This window comes from Micromonospora sp. NPDC047557, from assembly GCF_043205095.1.
In the GTDB taxonomy this organism is placed as follows: domain Bacteria; phylum Actinomycetota; class Actinomycetes; order Mycobacteriales; family Micromonosporaceae; genus Micromonospora.
The window spans coordinates 1,286,682-1,312,567 of the sequence record NZ_JBIDDK010000001.1; the positions used below are offsets into that span (position 1 = coordinate 1,286,682).

At 72.6% G+C, this 25,886-nt stretch carries 23 protein-coding genes and 1 pseudogene; 15 read left to right on the forward strand and 9 right to left on the reverse strand.

What is annotated here, in order from left to right:
* Positions 1–206 precede the first annotated feature (206 nt).
* Complete coding sequence (locus ACGGAQ_RS06040) at positions 207–695, forward strand: hypothetical protein (RefSeq protein WP_393045030.1); 489 nt, start codon at positions 207–209, stop codon at positions 693–695.
* Between the two features lie 132 nt (positions 696–827).
* On the opposite strand, the gene ACGGAQ_RS06045 is transcribed toward ACGGAQ_RS06040, so the two are convergent.
* Positions 828–1,766, reverse strand: a complete 939-nt coding sequence (locus ACGGAQ_RS06045; RefSeq protein ID WP_393045032.1) for a LysR family transcriptional regulator — start codon at positions 1,764–1,766, stop codon at positions 828–830.
* 83 nt (positions 1,767–1,849) lie between these two features.
* On the opposite strand from ACGGAQ_RS06045, the gene ACGGAQ_RS06050 reads away from it, so the two are divergent.
* Positions 1,850–2,692 (forward strand): alpha/beta fold hydrolase, encoded by an 843-nt coding sequence (locus ACGGAQ_RS06050; protein ID WP_393045034.1) that lies wholly within the window; start codon positions 1,850–1,852, stop codon positions 2,690–2,692.
* A 54-nt stretch (positions 2,693–2,746) separates the two neighbouring features.
* Here ACGGAQ_RS06050 and ACGGAQ_RS06055 read toward each other — a convergent pair.
* Together ACGGAQ_RS06055 and ACGGAQ_RS06060 are read right to left on the reverse strand one after the other, a co-directional pair.
* Positions 2,747–3,013, reverse strand: a pseudogene (locus tag ACGGAQ_RS06055) (transposase family protein); the annotation flags it as partial.
* Positions 3,014–3,181: 168 nt separating this feature from the next.
* Positions 3,182–4,474 (reverse strand): acetyl-CoA C-acetyltransferase, encoded by a 1,293-nt coding sequence (locus ACGGAQ_RS06060; protein ID WP_393045036.1) that lies wholly within the window; start codon positions 4,472–4,474, stop codon positions 3,182–3,184.
* A gap of 55 nt (positions 4,475–4,529) precedes the next feature.
* Between ACGGAQ_RS06060 and ACGGAQ_RS06065 the strand changes: the two genes are divergently transcribed.
* The 7 genes from ACGGAQ_RS06065 to ACGGAQ_RS06095 all read left to right on the forward strand — a co-directional run bounded on the left by ACGGAQ_RS06065 (position 4,530) and on the right by ACGGAQ_RS06095 (position 11,688).
* Entirely contained in the window at positions 4,530–5,888 is a 1,359-nt protein-coding gene (locus ACGGAQ_RS06065; RefSeq protein WP_393045038.1) for a 3-oxoacyl-ACP reductase, read from the forward strand.
* On the forward strand, positions 5,888–6,937 hold the full coding sequence (locus tag ACGGAQ_RS06070) for a MaoC/PaaZ C-terminal domain-containing protein (RefSeq protein WP_393045040.1): 1,050 nt from the start codon (positions 5,888–5,890) through the stop codon (positions 6,935–6,937). The genes ACGGAQ_RS06065 and ACGGAQ_RS06070 overlap by 1 nt, the downstream gene beginning before the upstream one ends.
* 95 nt (positions 6,938–7,032) lie before the next feature.
* On the forward strand, positions 7,033–7,785 hold the full coding sequence (locus ACGGAQ_RS06075; protein WP_393045042.1) for an NUDIX domain-containing protein: 753 nt from the start codon (positions 7,033–7,035) through the stop codon (positions 7,783–7,785).
* Positions 7,782–8,753 (forward strand): serine/threonine protein kinase, encoded by a 972-nt coding sequence (locus ACGGAQ_RS06080; protein ID WP_393045044.1) that lies wholly within the window; start codon positions 7,782–7,784, stop codon positions 8,751–8,753. The genes ACGGAQ_RS06075 and ACGGAQ_RS06080 overlap by 4 nt, the downstream gene beginning before the upstream one ends.
* Before the next feature lie 9 nt (positions 8,754–8,762).
* The gene (locus tag ACGGAQ_RS06085) at positions 8,763–9,722 is read left to right on the forward strand and encodes a hypothetical protein (protein WP_393045045.1); all 960 of its coding nucleotides are present in this window, start codon (positions 8,763–8,765) and stop codon (positions 9,720–9,722) included.
* Positions 9,719–10,981: an adenylosuccinate synthetase gene (locus ACGGAQ_RS06090; RefSeq protein ID WP_393045047.1), complete on the forward strand. Its 1,263-nt coding sequence runs from the start codon at positions 9,719–9,721 to the stop codon at positions 10,979–10,981. The genes ACGGAQ_RS06085 and ACGGAQ_RS06090 overlap by 4 nt, the downstream gene beginning before the upstream one ends.
* Before the next feature lie 71 nt (positions 10,982–11,052).
* Entirely contained in the window at positions 11,053–11,688 is a 636-nt protein-coding gene (locus ACGGAQ_RS06095; RefSeq protein ID WP_393045049.1) for a DedA family protein, read from the forward strand.
* A 6-nt stretch (positions 11,689–11,694) separates the two neighbouring features.
* Here ACGGAQ_RS06095 and ACGGAQ_RS06100 read toward each other — a convergent pair whose 3' ends face one another.
* Complete coding sequence (locus ACGGAQ_RS06100) at positions 11,695–12,336, reverse strand: response regulator (RefSeq protein ID WP_393045051.1); 642 nt, start codon at positions 12,334–12,336, stop codon at positions 11,695–11,697.
* A complete protein-coding gene (locus tag ACGGAQ_RS06105; protein WP_393045053.1) occupies positions 12,333–13,484 on the reverse strand; it encodes a sensor histidine kinase in 1,152 nt (383 codons plus the stop codon). Before ACGGAQ_RS06105 ends, ACGGAQ_RS06100 begins: the two co-directional genes overlap by 4 nt.
* Positions 13,485–13,654: 170 nt before the next feature.
* On the opposite strand from ACGGAQ_RS06105, the gene ACGGAQ_RS06110 reads away from it, so the two are divergent.
* Positions 13,655–14,320 carry a DedA family protein gene (locus tag ACGGAQ_RS06110; protein WP_393045055.1) on the forward strand — a complete coding sequence of 222 codons (666 nt, stop codon included), beginning with the start codon at positions 13,655–13,657 and terminating at the stop codon, positions 14,318–14,320.
* Here ACGGAQ_RS06110 and ACGGAQ_RS06115 read toward each other — a convergent pair.
* Positions 14,295–14,933: a TetR/AcrR family transcriptional regulator gene (locus ACGGAQ_RS06115; RefSeq protein WP_393045057.1), complete on the reverse strand. Its 639-nt coding sequence runs from the start codon at positions 14,931–14,933 to the stop codon at positions 14,295–14,297. The genes ACGGAQ_RS06110 and ACGGAQ_RS06115 overlap by 26 nt on opposite strands.
* A gap of 69 nt (positions 14,934–15,002) precedes the next feature.
* Here ACGGAQ_RS06115 and ACGGAQ_RS06120 point away from each other — a divergent pair, with 69 nt between their 5' ends.
* The 3 genes from ACGGAQ_RS06120 to ACGGAQ_RS06130 all read left to right on the forward strand — a co-directional run bounded on the left by ACGGAQ_RS06120 (position 15,003) and on the right by ACGGAQ_RS06130 (position 18,429).
* A complete protein-coding gene (locus tag ACGGAQ_RS06120; RefSeq protein WP_393045059.1) occupies positions 15,003–15,455 on the forward strand; it encodes an SCP2 sterol-binding domain-containing protein in 453 nt (150 codons plus the stop codon).
* A gap of 1 nt (position 15,456) precedes the next feature.
* Positions 15,457–16,671, forward strand: a complete 1,215-nt coding sequence (locus tag ACGGAQ_RS06125; protein WP_393045061.1) for an acyl-CoA dehydrogenase family protein — start codon at positions 15,457–15,459, stop codon at positions 16,669–16,671.
* Between the two features lie 195 nt (positions 16,672–16,866).
* Positions 16,867–18,429, forward strand: a complete 1,563-nt coding sequence (locus ACGGAQ_RS06130; RefSeq protein ID WP_393045063.1) for an AMP-binding protein — start codon at positions 16,867–16,869, stop codon at positions 18,427–18,429.
* Positions 18,430–18,439: 10 nt separating this feature from the next.
* Here the strand turns inward: ACGGAQ_RS06130 and purD are convergent, their stop codons facing one another.
* The 3 genes from purD to ACGGAQ_RS06145 all read right to left on the reverse strand — a co-directional run bounded on the left by purD (position 18,440) and on the right by ACGGAQ_RS06145 (position 22,268).
* A complete protein-coding gene (gene purD / locus ACGGAQ_RS06135; protein WP_393045065.1) occupies positions 18,440–19,690 on the reverse strand; it encodes a phosphoribosylamine--glycine ligase in 1,251 nt (416 codons plus the stop codon).
* 102 nt (positions 19,691–19,792) lie between these two features.
* Complete coding sequence (locus ACGGAQ_RS06140) at positions 19,793–20,722, reverse strand: type IV toxin-antitoxin system AbiEi family antitoxin domain-containing protein (protein WP_393045067.1); 930 nt, start codon at positions 20,720–20,722, stop codon at positions 19,793–19,795.
* Positions 20,723–20,978: 256 nt separating this feature from the next.
* Positions 20,979–22,268, reverse strand: a complete 1,290-nt coding sequence (locus ACGGAQ_RS06145; RefSeq protein WP_354853416.1) for an adenylosuccinate synthase — start codon at positions 22,266–22,268, stop codon at positions 20,979–20,981.
* A 124-nt stretch (positions 22,269–22,392) separates the two neighbouring features.
* Here ACGGAQ_RS06145 and ACGGAQ_RS06150 point away from each other — a divergent pair, with 124 nt between their 5' ends.
* Together ACGGAQ_RS06150 and ACGGAQ_RS06155 are read left to right on the forward strand one after the other, a co-directional pair.
* On the forward strand, positions 22,393–23,463 hold the full coding sequence (locus ACGGAQ_RS06150) for a hypothetical protein (RefSeq protein WP_393045069.1): 1,071 nt from the start codon (positions 22,393–22,395) through the stop codon (positions 23,461–23,463).
* Between the two features lie 71 nt (positions 23,464–23,534).
* Positions 23,535–25,847, forward strand: coding sequence for a chromosome partitioning protein (locus ACGGAQ_RS06155; protein ID WP_393045071.1), 2,313 nt, complete (start codon positions 23,535–23,537; stop codon positions 25,845–25,847).
* Positions 25,848–25,886 lie beyond the last annotated feature (39 nt).

Genomic DNA, 25,886 nt, shown 5'->3' on the forward strand with positions numbered 1-25,886 from the left:
AACCGACCTTTGATCCTTGATGCCTTACACGTATGGCAGTAAGGTTACATCACGGCCGATGCCTATGTTCCGCCGGCCGTGCTTCCCCGCGGTCCCGTGGAACTTCCACACCCCGCCCCTTACTGACAGGAGCGTGAGATGAGGTCTGTCTGGTGTTGCCGGCTCGACCTGCCGGTTGCCGCGTCGCCCGCGATCCGGCTCGCGTCGTGACCCGCTGTCGGCCGCCCGCCGTCCGGGTGGGTGATGTCGTCGCCGTCGAGGAGCAGCACTACTGCTACGGACTGGGCCGGCTGGTCCTGCGGGTGATCGAGGTGGGTCGACGCGAACGGCACAGCGACGGCATCTGGCTTCACCTGCGCGGCATCGAACTGGGCGCGCCTGGTGGTCCGCGTCAGCGGCGAGTGCTGGTGCGCCTGGCTGCCCTTCACGTACGACCCGCCAAGCGGGCGACGGAGCCCGAGATTCCTACGCCGCACGTGCCCGTCCGGCCGACCTGGAGCTGCGCCGGCTGCGGACAGGAATGGCCGTGCGCGAATCGTCGACGCCGACTTCTCATCGAGTACGCGCACGATCGGCTGTCGCTAACGTTCTACCTGGGTCTTCACTTGGCGGACGCGGCGGCCGATCTGCCGAACCTCGCCGCCGACAGGCTGCACGCCCGGTTCCTCGGCTGGATCCGACCCCGCCGAGCATGATCGAGCTTGGTCGGGATGTGATGTCCCAATGAGCCATTTTCATCGTGAAGTTGCAGGTCACGTGCGCTGCGGGGCCGGTGTCGGCGACGGTTAGCACACCCTGCACGACCGTATGGGGAATTCCCTCGTCCGTTACGTCTTATCTACAGTGACCATGGACTCGTCGTGGTGCTGGAACCGCTTCGGCGCGCTGCCGAGTTCCGGCGCTCGCCTGTTCAGCGGGTCGAACCGCACGGTTCGCAGGATTTCCAGCAAGGCCTCGGCGCTCGGCGTGATCGCTGGGACGGTACGCCTGACGACCGCGAGGGGCTTGGACACGAGCGGGTCGGTCAACGGGATGACGGTGATCGATTTCTGGTCGGTGAGTGGGAGCGCGCTGAGCGGCATTGCCGCCACTCCCAGTCCTGCGGCGACCATGGCCACGACGGTCGCCGCGGTGTCGGCCTCGAAGGCGACCTGGGGATTCATGCCGACCGGTAGGTCCGGGCCGCCGCGGTACGCGACGGCGGGGTGACGGGCCCACTCCTGCCAGGAGATGGTCGCCGTGGCGGTCAGCGGATGGCCAGTCGGAGCTACGGCGACGGTGCGGTCGTCGCCGATCGGCTGGATATGCAGGTCGGCGGCAGATTCCGGCGCCTCGGTGACCGCGATGTCGGCCCGGCCGGAGCGGATGTGGCCGAGCACCTGCGCGGCGTCCGCCTCGATCACACGGACCCGGATGTGCGGGCGCTGCTCTGCCAGGCGGCGGCAGGTGAACGGCAGCACGCAGGCCGCGAGCGCCGGCAGAGCGGCCACGGTGACCGCGCCGTGGTGACCGTCGCGGTAGGCCTGGAACCGGGCCAGCCCGTTCGCGGCGCCGGCGATGATCTCCCGCGCCACCGGGACGAACTCGCGGCCGTCCGCAGTGAGGGCGACTGAGCGGGTGGTTCGGTCGAACAAGCGGACGCCGAGGACACGCTCGACGTCCTTGACCGCCCGGCTCAACGCGGGCTGGCTGATCAATGCCCGTTCGGCGGCGGCGGTGAAGGCGCCAGAATCGGCCACCGCCACCACGAGCTGCAGCTGCGCCAACGTGAGATTTATGTGCACGGCGCATAAGTTACTGCATTTTAAGTCTTTCACAACAAAGAAAGTCGACCGTAGGCTCCGGATCCATGATCAGGATCCACGAGGGCGTCATGTCCTGGCAGGGGCTCGAAACTTGGTATCAGACCGTCGGCGACGTTAACGACCCGCAAACGCCGGTAATCGTCTGCCACGGCGGACCCGGCGCGACCCACGACGAGGTGGAATCGATCGGCGAACTATCCCGTTCCGGCCGCCGGGTCCTCCTGTACGACCAGGTCGGCAACGGACGGTCGTCGCTGCGCCCCGACGCGCCCGCCGACTTCTGGACCGTCGCGCTGTTCGTCGACGAACTCCGGCTGCTCGTCGAGCAGGTGGGGTTCGGTGACGGCTACCACCTGATCGGGCACTCCTGGGGCGGGATGCTCGCCATGGAACACGCACTGACCCACCCCTTCGGGCTACGGTCACTCGTACTGTGCAACACCAAGCCCTCGCTGGCCGGGCCCGTCGGCGGTGACGCCGGCCCCGACCTGAGCACCGAACAGGGGCAGCGGTTCATGGAGGCGTTCATGGCCGAGCACGTCTGCCGGGTCCAGCCCCCGCCGGCCGGTTTCCTGCGGACCGCGGCCGCCCGCCAAGCGCACCCCGAGGTGTTCGCCGCGATGAATGGCCCCAGTCCCTTCGAACTGGTGGGAAACCTGCGGGGATGGGACGTCACGCCCCGTCTCAGCGAGATTAAGGTCCCGGCCCTGGTCGTCACCGGAGCCTACGATCTGATCCCGCCCGACGTCGCCCGCGACCTCGACGCACGGCTGTCCGACTCGCGGCTGGCGCTGTTCGAGGACTCAAGCCACATGCCGTTCGTCGAGGAGCCGGACCGTTTCCTCGCCACCGTCGACGGCTTTCTGCAAGACGTCGATCGGTCCTGAGGATTCAGATCAACAGCGAGCCTTTTCATCCTGCGTAGGTCGGGTTCTCGACGTGGTGTCCAGGTCGTCGGCGGTCGCGGCGAGCAGATCGATGGCCTCGCGGACGTATCGCCAGGCCGTCGTGACACTGATTTCGAACCCAGTGGCCAGGCGGGTCAAGGTGTCGCCGTTACGCAGATGTGCCAGGGCGAGCAGGGCCTGTCGGCCCGGGTCGAGGCGCCGCCATCGGGATCGCCGCTGACCACGGCGGGCTCGGATGAGACCGGCGAGGTGGTGCAGGCTGCGGCTGGACAACGGAATCGCGGCAGGGAAAGACAGCACAGCGAGGCTCCCGGTTGGGGCATCTGATCTTGATCGATTGCTGTCTTACCGGAAGCCTCGTCCTACGTGGACATCGGCCCTCTACACTGCCCGTGACCTGCACCGTCACGATGAAAATGTCCCAATGTCTCTATGTAAGAGACATTGGGACATCGTCGCCGGGCTGGCTCAGCGCTCCAGGATCGCCGTCACGCCCTGGCCGCCGGCCGCGCAGATGGAGATCAGCCCGCGCCCGCTGCCCTTCTCGGCCAGCAGCTTGGCAAGCGTGGCCACGATCCGACCGCCGGTGGCGGCGAACGGGTGCCCGGCGGCCAGGGACGAGCCGTTGACGTTGAGCCGGTCGGTGTCGATCGCGCCCAACGGCGCGTCCAGGCCGAGTCGGTCCTTGCAGAACTCCGGCGATTCCCAGGCGGCGAGGGTGGCCAGCACCTGCGAGGCGAACGCCTCGTGGATCTCGTAGTAGTCGAAGTCCTGCAACGTCAGCCCGGCGCGGGCCAGCATCCGCGGCACCGCGTACGCGGGGGCCATCAGCAGCCCTTCGTCGCCGTGCACGAAGTCCACGGCCGCCGTCTCCGACCAGCTGAACCAGGCCTGCACCGGCAGGTGGTGCGCGGCGGCCCACTCCTCGCTGGCCAGCAGCACGGTGGACGCGCCGTCGGTGAGCGGCGACGAGTTCCCGGCGGTCATGGTGGCGTGCTCGGCGTCCGGGCCGCGGGTGCCGAAGACGGGTCGCAGCGCGCCGAGCTTCTCCAGACTGCTGTCGGGGCGGAGGTTCGCATCGCGGGTGAGCCCCAGGTAGGGCGTCATCAGGTCGTCGAAGAAACCCCTGTCGTACGCGGCGGCGAGCCGCTGGTGCGAGCGCAGTGCCAGCTCGTCCTGCGAGCGCCTGTCGATCTGCCAGCGCAGCGCGGTGCGGGCGGCGTGGTCACCCATGGACAGGCCGGTGCGCGGTTCGGCGTTGCGCGGGATCTCCGGCTTGAACGGCTGGAGCGGGCGCAGCTTCGCGGCGACCTTCAGCCGCTGGCCGACCGTCCGGGCCGAGTTGAGTTTGAGCAGCGTGCGCCGCATCTCCTCGTTGACCGCGAGCGGCGCGTCGGAGGTGGTGTCGACACCACCGGCGATGCCGACGTCGAGCTGACCGAGGGCGATCTTGTTGGCGACCAGGATCGCCGCCTCCAGGCCGGTGCCGCAGGCCTGCTGGATGTCGTACGCGGGGGTGTGCGGGTCGAGCCGGGACCCGAGCACCACCTCGCGGGTGAGGTTGAAGTCGCGGGAGTGCTTGAGCACCGCGCCTGCCACCACCTCGCCGACCCGCTGCCCGGCCAGCCCGTAGCGGGCGATCAGACCGTCCAGTGCCGCGCCGAGCAGATCCGCGTTGGACGCGTCCGCGTAGCGGGAGTTGGAACGGGCGAAGGGGATGCGATTGCCCCCGATGACCGCGACCCTCCGGATGCTCTGCACGATCCGCCTCCTCGCAAAGTGTTGCTCGAACCCTACTCGCCAGTAGGCTACGCCCATGACCGACAGGTACGCGAGCTTCGTCCAATCGGCCGCCGGCCGCGCGCTGGTCAAGCGCCTCGGGCTGCCCGACCCGCCGCGACTGCGCCGACACCACCCCGGCGACCCGCTGCTGACCGGGCCGGTCCTGCTCGGCGCGGCCAGCGGCGGCCGGCTCGCCGAGCTGGTCACCACGATCCTGACCGCCGCCGGGGTCGAGCTGCGCGACACCGGCACGGCCGGAGCGCAGGACCGTCTCGGAGCCCTGGTGTACGACGCCACCGGCATCACCGACTCGACCCAGCTGCGTCAGCTCTACGACTTCTTCCACCCGCAGGCCCGGGCCCTGCTGCCCAGTGGCCGGGTGATCGTGCTCGGCACCCCGCCCGACGAGTGCCCGACACCGCGTGCGGCGACCGCGCAGCGTGCCCTGGAAGGGCTGGTCCGCAGCATCGGCAAGGAGTTCGGTCGGGGCACCACCGCCCAGCTCGTCTATGTGACAGGCGACACGAGCGCCGCCGGCACCCGCACGAGCCTCGAATCGACCCTCCGCTTCCTCCTGTCCGGCCGGTCGGCGTACGTCTCGGGGCAGGTCATCCGGGTCGGCGCCGGTGCGGCGAGCGCCCCGCACGACTGGGACCGCCCGCTGGACGGGCAGGTCGTGCTGGTCACCGGGGCCGCCCGGGGCATCGGCGCGGCCCTCGCCCGGGTCCTCGCCCGCGACGGCGCGCAGGTGGTCGCCCTGGACGTCCCGGCGGCGGGGGACGCCCTCGCCGCGGTGGCGAACGAGATCGGCGGTACGGCCGTCCAACTCGACCTGACCGCGCCGGACGCGCCGACCCGCCTCGCCGACCACCTGGCCAGCCGAAACGGCCGGGTCGACGCGGTGGTGCACAACGCCGGCATCACCCGGGACAAGACGCTCGGCCGAATGGACGCCGACCGGTGGGACCAGGTCATCGACGTCAACCTGTCCAGTCAGGAGCGCATCAACGACGTGCTGCTGGAGCGGGAGCTGATCCCGGCCGGCGGGCGGATCATCGGCGTCTCCTCGATCGCCGGGATCGCCGGTAACCGGGGGCAGACCAACTACGCCACCAGCAAGGCCGGCGTGATCGGCCTGGTCGACTCGCTCGCCCCGGCCCTGCGCGACCGGGGAATCAGCGTCAACGCGGTGGCCCCCGGCTTCATCGAGACCCGGATGACCGCGCGCATCCCGTTGGTCGTCCGCGAGGCGGGCCGGCGGATGAACAGCCTGGCCCAGGGCGGGCTGCCGGTGGACGTGGCCGAGACGATCGGCTGGCTGGCCTGGCCGGCCAGCGGCGCGGTTAGCGGCAATGTCGTCCGGGTCTGCGGCCAGAGCCTGCTGGGGGCGTGATGGGCAAACGGAGAGAGCCGGACGACCTGTCGGTCCACGAGCTGATCGAGGGCCCGACCGAGATCCTGTCGCGCGAGACGCTGGACGCGATCCGCCGGCCGGAGGCCGTCGGCGCCGACCTGAGCGTCGAGCAGACGCACGACCTGAGCGCGTCGGCGGCCGAGGTGACCAGTGACCTCAGCGGTGCCGGTCTCGCCGGCGCGGGCGGCCGGACGCGCGTCGAGCTGCCCCGGATGCCCGCGCCCGGCGCGCTGTACCGGCGGGCCGCGCTCGGCGCGCTGCCCGGACTCGGCGGTGGGCGGCGCGGGGCCGACCTGCCGGCTGTCGAGTTCACCGTGGCCGGGGTGCGGACCGACCGGGCGCACCTGGCCGACTACGACCGGGTCTGTGGGTTCCGGCTCACCGATCGGCTGCCCGCGACGTTCCCGCACGTCCTGGGCTTTCCGCTGACCCTGCGGCTGATGACCGCGCCGGGCTTTCCCATCCCGCTGACCGGCGTGGTGCACGTCGGCAACCGGATCACCGTGCACCGCCCGATCACCGCCGACGAGGCCCTCGACTTCACGACGTTCGCCCAGGACCTGCGTCCGCACGACCGGGGGCGGCAGGTGGACGTGGTGCTGGTCGGCTCGGTCGACGGCGAGGAGGTCTGGCGCGGCGTCTCGACGTACCTGGGCCGGGAGCGCACACCCGGCGGACGGGATCGGGGCGAGCGTCCGACCGCGCCCACGGCCACGGCCCGCTGGCGGGTGGAACCTCGCGTCGGCACGGAGTACGCACGGGTCTCCGGGGACCACAACCCGATCCACACCTCCCGGCTCGGGGCGCGGCTGTTCGGCTTCCGCCGGCCGATCGCGCACGGCATGTGGAGCAAGGCCCGCTGCCTCGCGGCGCTGGAGACCCGGCTGCCCGACGCGTGCACCGTCGAGGTGGCGTTCAAGCTGCCCGTACCGCTGCCGAGCACTGTGGACTTCACCCTCCTGCCGGACGGGGCATTCGCCCTGCACGACTCGCGCGGCCGACCGCACCTGGCGGGTCTCGTGCGCTGACGCGTCCCTGCCGATCCTGATTCGGGGTTGGCAGGGGCGCACGCCTGCACTAGGTTGTTCTCACAACGAGATGTTCTCAGAATGAGAGAAACCCGATGAACGAGCAGGACTTCCTGGCCACGTACGACCCGCGGGCCTACCCGTCGGTCGCCGTGACCGTCGACGTGGTGGCGCTGACCATCCGCGACGGCACCCTGCACCTGCTGCTGATCCGGCGCGGCGAGGCGCCCTTCGCGGGGCACTGGGCACTGCCCGGCGGCTTCTTCCGCCCCGACGAGGACCTGACCGCCGGCGCTCGACGGGAGCTGGCCGAGGAGACCGGGCTCGGCGGGGAGGGGCTCCGGCGCGTACACCTGGAGCAGTTGGGCAGCTATGGCGACCCCGACCGCGACCCGCGGATGCGCGTCGTCTCGATCGCCCACCTCGCGTTCGCCCCCGACCTGCCGGACCCGGCCGCCGGCACCGACGCCGACGAGGCGATCTGGCTGCCGGTGACCGCGCTGACCAGCCGGCAGCTCGCCTTCGACCACGGCCGGATCATCGACGACGCGCTGGAGCGGGCCCGGTCCAAGCTGGAGTACACCCCGCTGGCCACCCGCTTCCTGGCCGCCGAGTTCACCATCGGCGAGCTGCGCGCCGTCTACGAGACGGTGTGGGGGCACCCGCTGCACGCCGGCAACTTCCACCGCAAGGTGCTCTCCGTGCCGGGCTTCGTGGAGAGCACGGGCGCCAGCACCGAGCGCGGCGGTGCCCGAGGTGGCCCGCGCGCACGGCTCTACCGGGCCGGCGACGCCCGCCTGCTGCACCCGGCGCTGCTGCGCCCCGCCCGCGAGGAGACGGTGCGGTGAGGGCCGCCGAGGCCATCGGCCTGGTCGCGGCCGCCCGCACCGACGCCGATCTGTTCGGCGCCGACCAGCCGGCCCGCCGCTACCGCGAGCTGGTCGCGGCCCTGCACCCCGACCGCCTGCCGGCCGACCCGGCGGTACGCGCCGAAGCCCTCGACGCGTTCATCCACGTCACCACCCGGTGGCGGGCCCGGCAGGTCATCGTCCTCGGCGACTACCGCCTCGGCACGCCGGCTCACTCGGGTGACCTGGCCGACCTCTACGACGTGGGCGACGACCGGCTGCTCAAACTCCCCCGGCGGCCCACCGACAACGACCTGATGGCCCGCGAGGCGCACGCCCTGCGCACCGTCGCCGAGCGCGGCGACCCGCGCTACCTGCCGTACGTGCCCCGGCTCGTCGACGAATTCCCGCACCGCGACGCCACCTCCGGTGCCGAACGGCGGATCACCGTGCTCGCCACCGCACCCGGCCTGCACGACCTCGACGAGGTGCGGCGCGCGTACCCCGACGGGCTGGACGCCCGGGACGTGGCCTGGATGTGGCGGCGGCTGCTGGTGGTGCTCGGCCTGGCCCACCGGGCGGGCGTGGTGCACGGCGCGGTCCTGCCGCGACACGTGCTGATCGAGCCCGACGCCCACGGCGTGGTGCTTGTCGACTGGTGCTTCTCCGCGGCCGTCGGCGGCACGATCCCGGCGCTGGTGCCGGGCCAGGAGGACTGGTATCCGGAGGAGGTCCCCGGCAAGCGGCCCTGCGGCCCGGGCACCGACATCGCGATGGCCAGCCGCTGCATGAGCTGGCTGATGGGGCCGCGCGCACCCCGCGAGCTGCACGCCTTCGCGCAGGGTTGCCGTCAGCGCTTCCTGGCCGACCGCCCCGACGACGCCTGGCGTCTGCTGCGCGAACTCGACCAGGTGCTGGACCGGCTCTACGGGCCACGCACCTTCCGACCGTTCACCCGCACCCCCTAGGGAGCTGTCATGGGCAGTGGAATCTGGTCCACCGACGTGTACGACGCCGCCGACCGCTACCGCCGGTCCACCGGCCGGAGCGCCTTCTCCTACAGCGACAGCGGGGCGCGCACCGTGCACCCCGCGCTCGACCCCCGCGACGCGAGCCGGGAGAGCCGGGACTCCGACGAGCACCCGGCCTCGACGCCCATCGCGGTGCTCTTCGACGTGACCGGCTCCATGCGCAGGGTGCCGCGCGCCCTGCAGACCAAGCTGCCGCAGCTGCTCGGGCTGCTGCAACGGCAGGGGTACGCCAGCGATCCGCAGATCATGTTCAGCGCGATCGGCGACGCCACCTGCGACCGGGTGCCGTTGCAGGTCGGCCAGTTCGAGTCGGACAACCGGATGGACGACGACCTCGGCCGGATCGTCCTCGAAGGCGGTGGCGGCGGGCAGATGAACGAGTCGTACGAGCTGGCCCTGTACTTCATGGCCCGGCACACCGTCACCGACAACTGGGAGAAGCGCGGCCGGCGCGGCTACCTGTTCATCATCGGCGACGAGCTGGCGTACCCGCAGGTGAAGGCTCGTGAGGTGGCCAGCCTGATCGGCGACGACCTGACCGAGGACGTGCCGCTGCGGCAGGTCGTCGACGAGGTGACCCGCCGCTGGGACACCTACTATCTGCTCCCCGCCGGCAGTCACTACGCCGGCAACGCGAAGGTGCTCGACTTCTGGCGGGATCTGCTCGGGCAGAACGCCGTCGTGCTCGACGACCTCGACGCCGTCTGCGAGACCATCGCGCTCACCATCGGCCTCGGCGAGCAGGCCATCGACCTGGACGAGGGCCTGCGCCACCTGGACCACGCCGGTTCCGGCGCCACCGGCACCGTCTCGAAGGCCCTGGCCCGCCTCGGCCGGGGGCGGCGGGCCGAGGTGTCGACGCTGCCGGCGTTCCGCGACACCACCGGCGGGGTGACCCGGCTGTGAGGCACGTGGCGGTGGTCGACCTCGGCTTCGGCGACGCCGGCAAGGGCACGGTCGTGGACTGGCTCTGCGCCACCCGTCCGGTGCACACGGTGGTCCGCTTCAACGGGGGCGCGCAGGCGGCACACACCGTCGTGCTGCGCGACGGGCGGCACCACACGTTCGCGCAGTTCGGCGCGGGCACGTTCCATCCCGGCGTCGGTACGCACCTGTCCCGGCACGTGGTGGTGGACCCGCTGGCACTGGCCGCCGAGGCCGACCATCTCGCCACGATCGGGGTGCCCGACGCGCTCGACCGGCTGACCGTCGACGCCGACGCGCTGCTCGCCACCCCGTACCACCGGGCCGCCAACCGGGCCCGGGAGATCGCCCGGGGAGCCGACCGGCACGGCTCCTGCGGGCTGGGGGTGGGTGAGGCCGTCGCGTACGGTCTCGCCCACCCCGACGACGCGCCCCGCGTCGCCGACTGCCACCACCCGGCGCTGCTGCGCCGGAGGCTGAGCATCCTGCGGGACCGGCTGACCGCCGAACTCGGCCCGCTGGACGCGCCACCGGTCGAGGACTGCCTGCCCGCGTTCACCGGGTTCGCCGCACGGGTCGCGGTCGTCGACCGGAGCTGGCTCGCCGGAGCGCTGCGCACCGGCACCTGCGTCTTCGAGGGCGCGCAGGGGGTGCTGCTCGACGAGTGGCACGGCTTCCACCCGTACACGACGTGGAGCACCACCACGTTCGCCAACGCCGACAGCCTGCTCGCCGAGGCCGGTCGGGCCGGCGACCTGACCCGGCTCGGGGTGCTGCGGATCGTCACCACCCGGCACGGGGCCGGACCGCTGGTGACCGAGGACCCGGCCCTGCCGCTGACCGACCCGCACAACCCGACCAACCCGTGGCAGGGCCGGTTCCGGTTCGGCCACTTCGACGCGGTCGCCCACCGGTACGCCCTCGCCGCGGCCGGCGGAGTGGACGGCCTGGCGCTGACCCACCTCGACCTCGCCGGCCCCGAGCTGCGAATCTGCCGCCGCTACGACACCACCGACCGGCTCGACCCCGGCCCACCCGGCGACCTGGGCCGACAGGCCGCGCTCACCGACCGCCTGCTGCGCGCCCGTCCCTTGTACGACGACCCGCCGACGGACTGGACGGAGGCGGTGGGCGCGGAGCTGGGCGCACCGGTGCTGCTCACCTCGCACGGCCCCACCGCCGACGACAAGACCCCGCACGGCCCGCTGCTCACCCCACCCGCCCTGGTGCGCTCGGCCTGACGCCCCGGGCCGAAGGGGGTGATCCGCCGACTCCGCCCACCGGACGGCTCGCACCCGGCGAGCATGAGGGCATGGACGGCGCCCTCGACCTGCTCCGACAGCTGATCACCTCGCCGTGGGTGTACCTGCTGATCTTCGGGCTCACCGCGGTCGACGCGTTCTTTCCGGCCGTACCCGGCGAGGCGGCCGTCATCACCGCCGCCGTGCTCTCCACCGGCGGCAGCCCCAACCTGGCGGCGGTGATCGCCGCCGCCGCGGTGGGCGCCTGCGCCGGCGACCACATCTCGTACGCCATCGGGCGCGGTGGCGGCGCGAACCGGCTCGCCGGGTTTCCCGACGGGAGCCGACGGCGGGCCAGCTCCGAGTGGGCCCGCCGTGCGCTGAACCGGCGCGGCGGGCTGATCCTGACCACCTCCCGCTACCTGCCGGGCGGCCGGACCGCGGTCACCCTCACCATGGGCGCGGTGCGGTATCCCCGCCGGTCGTTCCTGCTCTACGACGTGATCGCGACGGTCACCTGGGCCGTGTACTGCGGACTGCTCGGCTACTTCGGTGGGCTGGCCTTCGCGCGCCACCCCGTCAAGGGTGTCCTCGCCGGAATCGGCCTCTCGGTGCTCGTCACGCTGGGTATCGAGGGCGTCCGCTGGCTGCGCCACCGGGCGCACCGCCGCGCCGCCGCCCGCGACTGGCCGGGCGGATCGACCTGACAGCCCTCACAGCAGGTCGGCGTCGTGCACCAGGATGGCCAGCTGCACCCGGTTGCCCGCGTGGAGTTTCGCCAGCGCCCGGCTGACGTGTGCCTTCACGGTCGCCTCGCTCATCGTCAGCCGCCGGGCGATCTCCGCGTTGCTGTGCCCGCGCGCCACCTCCCGAACGATCGCCAGCTCCCGCTCGGTCAGCGGCGCCAACCGCTCACGGGCCGCGTCCCGGCGGGCCGGACCACGGTCGGCGAACGAGCTGATCAGACGGCGGGTCACCGTCGGCGCGAGCATCGCGTTCCCGGCGGCCACCGTCCGAACGGCGGCGGCCAACTCGCGGGGCGGGGTGTCCTTGAGCAGGAAGCCGACCGCGCCGGCCCGCAGCGCCCGGTGCACGTACTCGTCGAGGTCGAAGGTGGTCAACATGATCACCTTCGGGCCGACGGCGACCACCTCGGGCGCGACGGTCAGCCCGTCGACGCCCGGCATCCGCACGTCGAGCAGCACCACGTCGGGGCGTAACCGCTGGGCCTGCTGCAGCGCGCCGGCGCCGTCAGCCGCCTCGCCGACGACAGTGATGTCCTCCGCCGCCTCCAGGATCAACCGCAAGCCGGCACGGACCAGTTGCTCGTCGTCGACCACCACCACCCGGATCACGCCGCACCCGCCAGCGGGATCAGGGCGCGGACCAGGAAGCCACCGTCCACGGGAGTCGCCTCCAACCGCCCGCCGAGCAGCTCCACCCGCTCCCGCAGCCCGAGCAGCCCCTGCCCGGCACCTGGCAGCGCCGAGGTGCCCTCGGACGGGCCGTTGTGGACCAGCACCTCCAGCCCGTCGGGCAGATAGCGCAGGCAGACGGTCGTCTCGGCGTCGGCCGCGTGCTTGCGCACGTTGGTCAGCGCCTCGCGGACCACCCGATACGCGGTACGCCCCAGCGTCGCGGGTAGTGCCGTCGGCACGCCCTCGTCCTGCCGGGACACCCGCAGCCCGGCGGCACGGGACTCCCCGATCAACTCGTCCAAGGTGTCGAGCCCACGCTCCGGCGTCACGGCCGGGTCGGCCTGGCGCAGCACACCCAGCACCTCGCGCAGGTCGGTGAGCGCCTGCCGGCCGGTCGTCCGGATCAGCGCGGCTGCCTCGACGGTCCCCGGGTCCACGGCGGTCACCTCCAGCGCCCCGGCATGCACCACCATCAGCGAGACCCGGTGCGCCACCACGTCGTGCATCTCCCGGGCGATCCGGGTCCGCTCCTCGGCGCGAACCCGGTCGGCGCGCGCCTCCTGCTCGCGTTCCAGCCGCTCGGCGCGGTCCCGCAGAGCGGCGAGCGTGTCCTGACGGGCCCGCACCCAGAGGCCGAGGACCAACGGCAACCCGACCAGGCAGGCGGCGAGCAGCAGGACGTTGCCGGTGGTGGCGGTGGTGATCCGGCGTACGCCTCCCACCGCCAGGCCGACCAGCACCCCACCGGCCAGCACCACTGCCGCACCGGCGAGGTAGCCGGCGAGTTGGCGACCGCGCAACCGCAGACCCGCCTGGTACGAGGCCAGCACCCCGGCCGCCGCGGCGGCGAGCACCAGCCAGCCGACCGCAGCGGCCAGGAACAACGGCCAGCGACGGGTCCGGACCGTGCCGGCGGCCCACGCCGAGCCCAGTGCGACCAGCAGCACGACCGCGCCCGGCAGCGGCGAACGGACCCCGATGTCACCTGTCGCGCTGGCCCAGACAGCCGCGGCGACCAGGACGGCGAGCAGCGGCGGGGCGTACCGATGGACGACCCGCCGGAGAGCGAGGGCGCTGGAGGCCACGCAGCGAGCCTAGGGCTCAGCCGACGGATCGGACTGGCCCGCGGCGCCGTACCCGGGTGAGGTGGGGGATGACCCCGACGCGCAGTCCGGGCCGGCCGCTACCTAAGTAGTGCCGCCCACCTGACCACTGGCCGATGGCGGGCGCCGCCACCCGTACCAGCATCGGGATCATGGATCTGCTGGACCTGCTGCACGACACGATGTCCTCGCCCTGGGTGTACCTGGCGATCTTCGCGATCGCGGTGCTCGACGGCTTCTTCCCGGTGGTGCCGAGCGAGACGGCAGTGATCACGGCCGGCGTGTTCGCCGCCTCGGGAGCGCCGTACCTGCCGGCGGTCATCCTGGTGGCCGCCGCCGGTGCACTCGTCGGCGACCACATCTCGTACGCCATCGGGCGCGGCGCTGGAGGGCGACTGCTCGACCGGCTGCCGCCCGACCGTCGACGGCGGGCGGCCATCGACCGGGCCCGTCGGGGGATCGCCACCCGGGGCGGTCTGATCCTCACCGTGGCCCGCTACATTCCGGGCGGCCGGACCGCGGTCACCCTCACCATGGGCGCGGTGCGCTATCCCCGGCGACGGTTCCTGGCCTTCGACGCGCTGGCCGCCGGCTCGTGGGGGCTCTACTCGGCGCTGGTCGGCTACGTCGGCGGGCTGGCCTTCGAGCAGGACCCGCTGCGGGGTCTCCTGCTCGGTCTGGGCCTCGCCCTGACGGTGACGGTGGTCGTCGAGGTGGTTCGCTGGCTCCGCGGGCGGCACCGTGCGGCGCGGGCCGGCGAGCCGGGCACCGACGCTGTCTCCGCCGGGGCCGTCAGTCGGCCGGCGGACGCCAGGTGACGCCGTGCAGCAGTTGGGCGGCGCCGAGCCAGGCCACGTTCATCATCCGGGTGGCCGTCTTCTCCGGGTCGGCGTCCGGGTGGTCCGCGAGCCAGTCGGCCAGTGACTCGGTCGCGCCGACCAGGGCGTACGCGACGACCTCCAGGTCGAGGGCGGCGATCTCGCGGCCCTCGGCGCGCAGCGCGTGGTCGAGCATCCCGGCGACCACCTCGACCAGCCGGGCCCGCATGGTGGCCAGCTCGCCGGCGAACGGCTGCTCGCCCCGGGCCTGCCGGTAGAGCACCGCCCAGCCGTCCCGGTGCGCGCCGACGAAGCCGAAGAACGCCCGCAGCCCACGCCAGAGCCGCTCGTCGGCCGGCAGGTCGGGGGCGGCGGCACCGGCGATGGCCTGCATCATCCGGGTGCCCTCACGGTGCAGGCAGGCGACGAACAGCTCCTCCTTCGTCCCGAGGTACGCGTACACCATGGGCTTGGAGATGCCGGCGTCCTCCGCGATCTCGTCCATGCTGGCGGCGTGGAAGCCACGTCGGGAGAAGACCTTCACGGCCGCGTCGAGCATCTGCTGCTCGCGGACGGCGCGGGGCAGGCGCTTGAAGGCGGGGACACTGGACACCTTGCGAGCATACCTACTCGTGCGTAAGGTTACGCACGAGTAGCCAAATCTTCCCGGAAGGCGCATCTCATGACTGACTTCGACCCGGCCACCTTCGCCAACGTCGGCCCCAAGGAGTTCGCCCAGCTGGTCAAGTCCACTCCGGACGACAAGATCGCCCAGGTGATGTCCGGTGACCTGCGCGACAAGGTACTCGGTGAGGTCTTCGGCCGGATGCCGTCGCTGTTCCGCGCGGACCGGGCCGGCTCCACCAACGCGGTCATCCACTGGATCATCACCGGTCGTCCGGACGGCGGCAGCGACACCTACGAGGTGGTCATCGCCGACGGCAAGTGCGAGGTGAACGAGACTCCGCAGCACGACCCGAAGCTGAGCCTGACCATGGGCCCGGTGGAGTTCCTGAAGATCGTCTCCGGCGGCGCCAACCCGGTGATGATGTTCATGACCGGCAAGCTGAAGGCGAAGGGCGACCTCGGCCTCGCCGCCAACATCGCCAACCTGTTCGACATCCCCAAGGCCTGACATGGCTGAGTTCTCGCTTGACCTGAACGAGGAACAGCGGGATCTACGCGACTGGGTGCACGGCTTCGCCGCCGAGGTCGTGCGCCCGGCCGCCGCCGAGTGGGACGAGCGCGAGGACACCCCGTGGCCGGTGATCCAGGAGGCCGCCAAGGTCGGCCTCTACGGCTTCGAGTTCCTCGCCACCTGCTGGGCAGACCCGACCGGCCTCTCCCTGCCGATCGCCAGCGAGGAACTCTTCTGGGGTGACGCCGGCATCGGCCTGAGCATCTTCGGCACCTCGCTCGCCGTCGCCGCCATCTACGGCGCCGGCACCCCCGACCAGATGGTCGAGTGGGTGCCGCAGTGCTTCGGCGACGTGGACTCCCCAGCCGTCGCCGCGTTCTGCACCAGCGAACCCGAGGCCGGCTCCGACGTCGGCGCGATGCGCACCCGGGCCGTCTACGACGAGGCCACCGACGAGTGGGTGCTGAACGGCCAGAAGGCGTACGCCACAAACGGCGGCATCGCCGGCGTGCACGTGGTCACCGCCTCGGTCGACCCCACGCTCGGCTCCCGGGGCCAGGCGGCGTTCGTCGTACCGCCCGGCACCCCCGGCCTGGCCGCGACCCGCAAGCTGCGCAAGCTCGGCCTGCGCGCGTCACACACCGCCGACGTCTTCCTCGACGGGGTACGCGTGCCCGGCCGCTGCCTGCTGGGCGGACGGGACGCCCTGCTGGAACGCCTGGACCGCGCCCGCACCGGGCAACGGGCCAGCGGGCAGGCCGCGATGCGCACCTTCGAGCTGTCCCGACCCACGGTCGGCGCGCAGGCGCTCGGCGTGGCCCGGGCCGCCTACGAGTACGCCCTGGACTACGCGAAGGACCGGGTCCAGTTCGGACGGCCGATCATCGAGAACCAGGCGATCGCGTTCGCGCTGGCCGACATGCGGATGGAGATCGACGCGGCTCGGCTGCTGGTCTGGCGGGCCTCCTGGATGGGCCGCAACAACCGCCCGTTCACCGCGGGCGAGGGCTCGATGTCCAAGCTCAAGGCCGGCGAGGTGGCGGTGTCGGTCACCGAGAAGGCGGTGCAGCTGCTCGGCGGCGCCGGTTTCCTGCGCGACCACCCCGTCGAACGCTGGTACCGCGACGCCAAGATCTACACCATTTTCGAGGGTACGTCCGAGATCCAGCGACTGGTGATCTCCCGGGCGATCTCCGGCATGCAGATCCGCTGAGTCTCCGGTCAGCCCGCCCCTGACCCGACTGCCGGTCGGGCCAGGGGCGGCGTCCTACCTATCCGTGCCGTCTTCGTCACCCCATGCCGACGCCGGCTGGGCCTGATGCCGCGTCGGGTGCATGATCAAGGAAGACGCCCCGCCGGATGGGAGTCCCACTGCCCGTCCGCGTACCACCCCAAGGAGGTCTGCGGCATGGACCTGCCGTTCGTCGTCGCCACGCTGACCCGGCGCGGCCTGCTCACCCCGGGCCGCCCGATCCGGATCGCCTCACAGCTCAACGCGTTGCGTACCTGGGGGTGGAGTCTCGCCGGCGAATTGCGCCAGGCAGCCGCCCGAGACCCTGGTCGGCCGGCGATCATCGACGAGGATGGCGTCGAGCTGACCTACCAGGCGCTCCTCGACCGGGCCGAACGCATGGCCCGGTCGATGCGGTCCGGGCTCGGCGTGCAGGCCGGCGACCGGATCGGCGTGCTGTGCCGCAACCACCACGGGCTGATCGAGACCATCGTCGCGGCGACCCTGCTCGGCGTCGACGCCGTCCTGGTCAACACAGGGCTTTCCGCCGCCCAACTGTCCACCGTCGCCGAGGAGCAGCGGCTGCGGCTGCTCGTGCACGACGACGAGTTCGCCGAACGGGTCCTCGGCCTTCCCGCCGAGCTGCCCCGCCTCGACGAACGCGCCCGCGAGGAACTGGTGGCCGGAGCGCTGCCCGGCGAGCTGCACCCGCCGGAGCGCGACGGCCGGATCATCGTGCTCACCTCCGGCACCACCGGCGCGCCCAAGGGCGCCCGGCGGCCCACACCCAGCGGTTTCGGGCCGCTCGTGTCCATCATCGACCGCATCCCGCTGCACGCCAAGGACCGGGTGCTGATCGCCGCCCCGATCTTCCACACCTGGGGATTCGCCGCCCTGCAGGTGTGCTTCGCGTTGCGGGCCACCATCGTGCTGCACCGCCGCTTCGACCCGGCCGCCACAATCGCCGCCCTGGTGGCACACCGCTGCGACGCCCTCTTCGCCGTACCCGTGATGCTCCAACGGCTGATGGAGGTGCCCCCGCCGGACCCGCGCCCCCCGCTCAAGGTCGTCGCGGTCAGCGGATCGGCCCTGCCGGGCGGGCTCGCCCCGAAGTTCATGGACGTGTACGGAGACGTCCTCTACAACCTCTACGGGTCCACCGAGGTCTCCTGGGCGTCCATCGCCGGCCCTGCGGACCTGCGCCAGGCACCCACTGCGGCCGGCCGGCCGCCGCACGGCACCCGCCTGGAAATTCTCGACGAAGACGGTCAGCCGACACCGGAAGGTCGGGTCGGCCGCATCTTCGTCGGCAACGAGATGCTCTTCGAGGGCTACACCTCCGGTGCCAGCCGGGAGACCCGCGACGGCCTGCTCGACACCGGCGACCTCGGCCGGCTCAACGCCGACGGGCTGCTCTTCGTCGACGGCCGGGCCGACGACATGATCGTCTCCGGCGGCGAGAACGTGTTCCCGTCCGAGGTGGAGGACCTGCTCGCCCAACTACCGCAGGTACGCGAGGCCGCCGTGATCGGCGTACCCGACCCCGAGTACGGCCAGCGACTGGCCGCTTTCCTCGCCCTGCACCCCGGCGAGACCCTCGACCCCGAGGCGGTCCGTGAGTACGTCCGGCACTACCTGGCCCGGTTCTCCGTACCCCGGGACGTGGTCTACGTGAAGTACCTGCCCCGCAACGCCACCGGCAAGGTGCTGACCCGGGAACTACGCCGCTACTACGGCTGAGGCGGGAACCTCAGGTCGGGATCGTGATCCGGCCCTCGACCGCGGCGGTGGCGATGTCGGTGCGGTGCTGCGAGCCGGCCAGCTCCACCCCGTCCACCAGCGCGTACGCCGCGTCCCGGGCGGCCGCCAGGTCGGGGCCGGTGGCCGTACCGCAGAGGACCCGGCCGCCGGCGGACAGCAACGCGCCGTCGCTCGCCCGGCGGGCGGTGCCCGCGTGGATGATGCCCGGCCGATCCGCGCCGGTGATCACGTCGCCGGTGCGCGGCGCGGCCGGGTAGCCCTGCGCGGCGAGCACCACGGTCACCGCCGCGCCGTCGCGCCAGCGCAGCGGCGGGTGCTCGGCCAGTGTGCCGGTGGCCGCCGCGTGCAACAGGCCACCCAGCGGGGTCTCCAGCAGGGCGAGCACGACCTGGGTCTCCGGGTCGCCGAAGCGCGCGTTGAACTCGATCACCCGAGGACCGGCGGCCGTCATCGCGAGGCCCACGTAGAGCAGGCCCACGAACGGCGTGCCCCGACGGCGCAACTCCGCCAGGGTGGGGTGGACCACGTCGCGCATGACGTCGTCGACCAGGCCGGGCGGGGCCCAGGGCAACGGCGCGTACGCGCCCATGCCGCCCGTGTTCGGGCCCGTGTCGCCGTCGCCGATCCGCTTGAAGTCCTGCGCGGGCAGCAACGGCTGCGCCGCCTCGCCGTCGGTGACCACGAACAGGCTGACCTCCGGACCGTCGAGGAACTCCTCGACCACCACCCGGCCGCACTCCGCGGCGTGCGCCAACGCGGCGGACCGGTCGTCGGTCACCACCACGCCCTTGCCGGCGGCCAGACCGTCGTCCTTCACCACGTACGGGGCGCCGAACTCGTCCAGCGCTCGCGCGGTGCTGTCCTCGTCGGTGCAGACGTACGCCCGGGCGGTCGGCACACCGGCGGCGGTCATCACGTCCTTGGCGAACGCCTTGGAGCCCTCCAGCTGGGCGGCCTCGGCCGACGGGCCGAACACGGCGATGCCCTTGGCGCGTACCGCGTCGGCGACACCGGCGACGAGCGGCGCCTCCGGCCCGATCACCACCAGGTCAGCGGCAGTCTCCACGGCGAGCGCGGCGACAGCGGCCGGATCGGAGGCGTTCACGGCCCGCACCTCGGCGCCCGAGGCGATCCCCGGATTACCAGGCGCGGCAATCAGCGCCGAAACAGCCGGATCGCGTGCCAACCCGAGCGCAAGCGCATGCTCCCGCCCACCACCACCCACCAAAAGAACCCGCACAACCGAGCATCCTACTGTCCACCCCACCCACCCTCGGCCACAGCGCCGGTGATCAAGAGATTTGCGCCAGGCATCGACGCCTTTCTGACCCAAACCTCTTGATCACCTTCGGTGGGCGGCCGCGATCGCCTCTCGGACGGTGTGCGGGATGTACGCGGGGTGGAGGGTGTCCTGCCAGGTGAAACGAAGGATGGTCCAGCCGGCGTTGACCAGGCGGTTCTGTCGGCGGCGGTCCGCGAAAGCCGCCTCCGGAGTGCCGTGGGCGTCACGACCATCCGCCTCCGCGATCACCCTCGCGGCACGCCACCCCAGATCGCCGATGCCGAGGAGGTATCCGTCGTTGTCCCGTACCTCCAATTGCAGCGTGTCGGGCGGGACCTGGCCGTCCACGCACCGCAGCCTGGCACGTGTCTCCAGCGGCGACTGGGCCCGCCCGTCCGCCTCGACGAGATGACCACGTGCCGCGACCGCGCCCCGTCGGCCCTCGATCAGGCTCGGGATCACCGCCAGCTGCGCGGGGGTGATGCGACCCTGGCTCAGAGCCGAGTCAAGGACCGAGACAGCCGGGTAACGGTCAACCCGGAGAATGACGTCCGAGACCGTGCGGAGCGACGAGGTCGCGCGAACGCCCGCGACCTCGTCGATGTCACCGGGAGCCACGGTCACCTGGTGCACGACGAGCCACGGCGCGAGAGCGCGCTGCGGCCGAGGCCGATCAACCGGCACCGAGACGTGGACCAGAGGGGTACGGCGGAGACCGGCGATGCCGTGCAACTCCAACGCAGTGTCGAGGACGGCGAATGCGCCCGGGCCCAGCCCCACGACCGCCGCCCGTACACGTGCCCGCCGCAGAGTCGAATCGCTCAGCTCTGCGTCCGGCACGAAGCAGCCGCGCAGCAGCCGTCGCCACCTGCCCGACCGACACAACTGTCGGATCTGGCCCCTGGTCAGACCGGCGCGCAGCGCCTGCGCCAGGGTGACCATCCCGTCCTGCCCGGCTGCGACCTCGCAGAGAAGCTGGTGTGGTCCCACACCAACACCCTGCCCACCAACCGAACCCCACCGAAGCCCCTGTGGACAACCCCCGGCCCCCTGTGGATAACCCACCCGGCCCGGCCCTCGCCCGGCCCTCGCCCGGCCCTCGCCCGGCCCCGCCCCGCCCCGCCCCGCTGATCAAGAGCTTTGCGTCAGATTCGCGCGAGATTTTGACGCAAACCTCTTGATCAACGGGGCGAAGAGGCGACGGTCGGGGGGCCGGGGGGGCTGCCCGGGCGGGTGGGTGGGTGGGTTAGGGGAGGAGGGGGTGTTGGACTACGTTTTCTTCTCGGCCTGGGCCTACGCCGATGACGCTGACCCTGGTGTTGCAGAGTTCCTCTACGCGGGCGATGTAGCGGCGGGCGTTCTCCGGCAGCTCGTCGACGGTGCGGGCCTTGGTGATGTCCTCCCACCACCCGTCGAGCTCCTCGTACACCGGCGTGGCGTGGTGGAAGTCCGTCTGGCTCATCGGCATGTCGTCGACGCGCTTGCCGTTGATCTCGTAGCCGACGCAGATCGGCACCTTGGGCAGCCCGGTGAGGACGTCCAGCTTGGTGATGACCAGGTCGGTGACCCCGTTGAGGCGGCAGGCGTAGCGGGCCACGACTGCGTCGAACCACCCGCACCGGCGCTCCCGCCCGGTGGTGGTGCCGTACTCCGCGCCGATCTTGCGCAGGTGCGCGCCGTTGGCGTCGAACAGCTCGGTCGGGAACGGCCCCGAACCGACCCGGGTGGTGTACGCCTTGCTCACCGCGATCACCTGGTTGATCGCGGTCGGCGGGATGCCGGCGCCCACGCAGGCGCCACCGGCCGTCGGGTTGGACGACGTCACGAAGGGGTACGTGCCGTGGTCCATGTCCAGCATGGTGGCCTGGGCGCCCTCCAGCAGCACCGTCTCACCGCGGTCCAGCGCGTCCCAGAGCATGGCCCGGGTCTCGGCGATGTACGGCTTGAGCCGCTCCGCGTACTCCAGGTACTCCTCGACGGTGGCCTCAAGGTCGATCGCCTTGCGGTTGTAGACCTTGAACAGCATCTGGTTCTTCTCGCGCAGCGCGAGTTCCAGCTTCTTGCGCAGGATGCCCGGGTCGAGCAGGTCCTGGAGCCGAATGCCCATCCGGGCGACCTTGTCGCCGTACGCCGGGCCGATGCCCCGGCCAGTGGTGCCGATGCGGGACGAGCCGAGGTACCGCTCGACCACCCGGTCCAGAGCCCGGTGGTGCGGCATGATGAGGTGCGCGTCACCCGAGATCCGCAGCCGGGACACGTCCACGCCACGCTCGGCGAGACCGTCAATCTCGGCGAGCAGCACCTTCGGGTCGACCACCACGCCGTTGCCGATGATGATCATCGCGCTCGGCGAGAGCGCCCCGGAGGGCATCAGGTGCAGCGCGTACTTCTGGCCGTCCGGGGTGATGACCGTGTGCCCGGCGTTGTTGCCGCCGGAGTAGCGCACGACGTAGTCGACCCGCTCACCCAGCAGGTCGGTAACCTTGCCCTTGCCCTCGTCGCCCCACTGAGCGCCGATGAGCACGATCGCTGGCATCTTTTCCGCCTCCAGAAGGCTCGGGTGCCAGGTGGCGACCGGTTGGCGAGCCCGGGGTGTCAGGTTAACAAGTAGTAACGGCGCGACCGGCAGGGGTCGCGTCGAGAGGCAGGAGGCTCCTTCCGTGTACGACGTGGTGCTGCTCACCCTCGCATCGGAGCGCGACGCTCCCGGGGGCTGCGGCAGCGGCGGGGCCTGCTGCGGCGGCGCGACCGAAACCGAGACCGCCGTCAAGGGGGCTGACGGGGCTGCCGCTGGCACGGCGACCGACGCCGGCACCGACCCGGGCGAGACGCCCGCGGACGCCGACCGGTGCGCCACCGACCGGCCCCGGGTGCCGGTGCTGGCCTGCGCCGACGCCCTGACCGCCCGAGGCGCGCGGGTGCAGACGGTCACCGCCCGCTCGGACGCGGAGATCGACGCGGTGTTGGCCCAGCTCGACGGTCCGGCCCGCCCGGACGGCCTCACCTGGCCGGATTCGGACGGCAAGACCCGGCTGGTCGTCGCCACGGCGAGCGACGCGCAGTTGCGCGCCGTCCTGCGCCGGCTCGTCCGGCGGTACGCCCCACCGCCGAGCCGCCGTCCGGCTGACCTGCGTGGTGACCGGACCCTGCCCGACCTGCCGCCGGTCGCCGTACTTCCTCTCGACCCGGCGCGCGGCGGCACCCACCGGGACCTGGCCGCGCAGCTCGGGCTGCCCCGCGACCCGGCGGCCGTGGCCGCCGCCGTGTTGGACGGCACGCCACGCCGGCTGGACCTGCTGCGCAACGACGGCGGCTCGGTGACCCTGGACGGCGCTCTGCTCGGCGCCGCCGACGACGCGGGCCGCCCGCTGCACTGGCGGGCCCGGGTGGAGGTGGACGACACCATCCTCACCGACGGCGACGAACCGCTGCTGGCCTGCGCGATCGGCAACGCCGGCGGGTACGCGTCGCTCGACGACGTGACGCTGCTGGCCGCACCGGACCCGGCCGACGGCCAGGTCGAGGTCGCGGTGGCCGTCCCGGTGGTCGTCCGCTCGGCGTTCGGACGCAAGCGGGTACGCCTGGAGGTGCGGCGGGCCCGGGGACGGGCCGTGTCGGTGCTGCCCCGGGAGGGAAAGGTGCCCTACCTCGACGACGGCGTCGAGGGTGAGCTGACCCGCAAGCGCTCCTGGTGGGTCGAACCGGGCGCCTGGGCGGTCTGGGTGGTCTGACCCCGACTGCGCCGACCGGCCCCGGTCGGCCGGTGGGCCTATCCTCGCAGGAGGACTGGGGAGGAACCGTAATGGACAAGAACGCCGACCGGGCGCAGGTGCCCGGCCAGCAGCCGGTGCCGGAGCGGGACATCGAACCACTCTGGCCGCCGGATCCGGCCGAGCGGGGCGCGGGTGACGTGGTGCCGCCGTGGGCGGCCGTCGCCGAGCGGCGGGACGGCCCACCACCGTCCGCGCCGCCGTCGGCCGTCTCGCCGCCGGTGACCGCGCCGCCGACCGGCCGTCCGCCGGTTCCCGGGCAGCCGGGGGCCGCAGCCCTGCCGCTGCCGTCTCCGTCGGACTACCCGTCCCTGACCGGGGCGGTGCCGCCGCCGAACGGCTGGGGAGCCACCGGCCCGAGCGGGGCGGGTACGGGCTGGGCGCCGGCGCAGCCGAGCTGGCCACCAGCCGACGCGCCGGCCACTCCGCCGACGCCGCCCGCGCCACCGGCCCCGGCCACTCCGCCGGTGCCACCCGTTCCGTCGACAGCACCGGTTCCGCCGGCGGTGAATGCTCTCGTCGGGCCGGGTGCTGACACGTCGCCGCCGACCTCCGGCACTCCGGCCACCGGCACGCTGTCGTGGGCCACCCCAGCCGGAACGACGGCCACCCCAGCCGGAGCGACGGGCACCCCAGCCTCAGCGACGGGCACCGCAACCGGGGCGACGCCGGCCGACGAGCCTGTCCCAGGTCCGGTCACCGACCCGCCGGTCGCGTCGGGCGGCGTCGACCTGGACCTGCCGTTCTCCCTGGACCGCCCGGCGGCAGCAGCCCTGCCCACCGACCGACCGATCCCGGCAGGCCCGCCCACCGCAGGTCCGGTGACGGCAGATCCCAGCACGGCAGGCCCGACCACCGCAGGCCCAGCCACGGCAGACCCGCCCGCCGCAGGCCCGAGCACCGCAGGCCCGGCAGCGGCGGTGCCGGGGCCGCAGGCTGGCGGAGCAACCGGCACCGGAGAGGACGGCCCTGCCGTCGGGGCGGCGCGGCCGCCAACCGAGTCGCCCTGGGCGTATCCGCCGCAGCGGCCGGCCAGCCCACCTCCGTCGGCCGAGGACCAGGCCACCGTCGCGCCGCCGCCGATTCCCGCGCCGCCCGTCCCACCGCCACCGCCCACCGTCGACCAGGGCACCGGAGCGGGGCAGACGTACGCCGGGCAGACCTACGCCGGTCAGACGCACTCGCCGACGATTCCCGGCCAGGCCGGCCCGGCACCTGTCGAGCCGCCGCAGCAGGGCGCGGTGGCGACCCCGCCGCCAGGCCCGTTCCCGCCGTCGCCCGGCTGGTATCCGCCGCCCTGGCAGCAGGGCGCGGCCGCGGTTCCACCGGCGCCGCCTCAGCAGTACCAGGAGATCGACCCGGTGGCGCGGGTGCCGGCCACCGGTTACCCGGACGCCACCTGGACTCCGGAGACCACGGCCGCGCCGACGGCCGAGGACTTCGCCCGCCGCCGGCAGGTACGGCCCGCCGACCCGGTGGCCACCATGGGCGTACGCGCGGTGGTCAACAAGATGGGTCTGCTCCGGCTCTCGCCGGGGCGGCATGAGCAGGAGCTCAAGCGGGACATCGAGATGGTGCGCCGCAACTTCGGCGGGCTGCGGCAGGTGACCGTGGTCAACCCGAAGGGCGGCGCCGGCAAGACGGTGGCCATCCTGCTGCTGGCCATGACGTTCGGGCAGAAGCGCGGCGGCTACGTGCTGGCCTGGGACAACAACGAGACCCAGGGCACGCTCGGCATGCGGGCCCAGCAGGACTTCCACTCCCGCACGGTGCGGGACATGCTGCGCGACCTCGGGCAGTTCCAGGGCGCGCACGGTCGGGTCGGTGACCTGTCGCAGTACGTCCGCTCGCAGGGCGAGGGAATGTTCGACGTCCTGGCCTCGGACGAGTCGGCGACCGGTGGCGAGATGCTGACCGCTGCCGCGTTCGCCGAGATCCGCGAGGTGGTCAGCCGATTCTACAAGCTGATCTTCGTGGACACCGGGAACAACGTGCGGGCGCAGAACTGGCAGGCGTCGATGGATGCCACCGACCAGCTCGTGGTCACCATGTCGGCCCGTAACGACTCGGCGGAGACGGCCGCCCGGATGCTCGACCACCTGGAGCAGAGCGGCCGGCAGCGGCTGGTCCGGCAGGCGGTGACGGTGGTGTCGATGCCGCCGTCGCGCAAGGAGATCGACCTTCCGGCCATCCAGGAGCACTTCGCGGCCCGGACCAGGGCGGTGCTGCTGGCGCCGTACGAGCGACTCATCGACAGCGGCGAGCCGATCCGGTACGGCGCGCTCTCCTCGGCCACCCGGGACGCCTGGTTGAAGATCGCCGCCGCGGTCGCGGAAGGGTTGTAGCCCGTCGAAGGCCGGCCCGACTCCGGGCCGGCCTTCGAC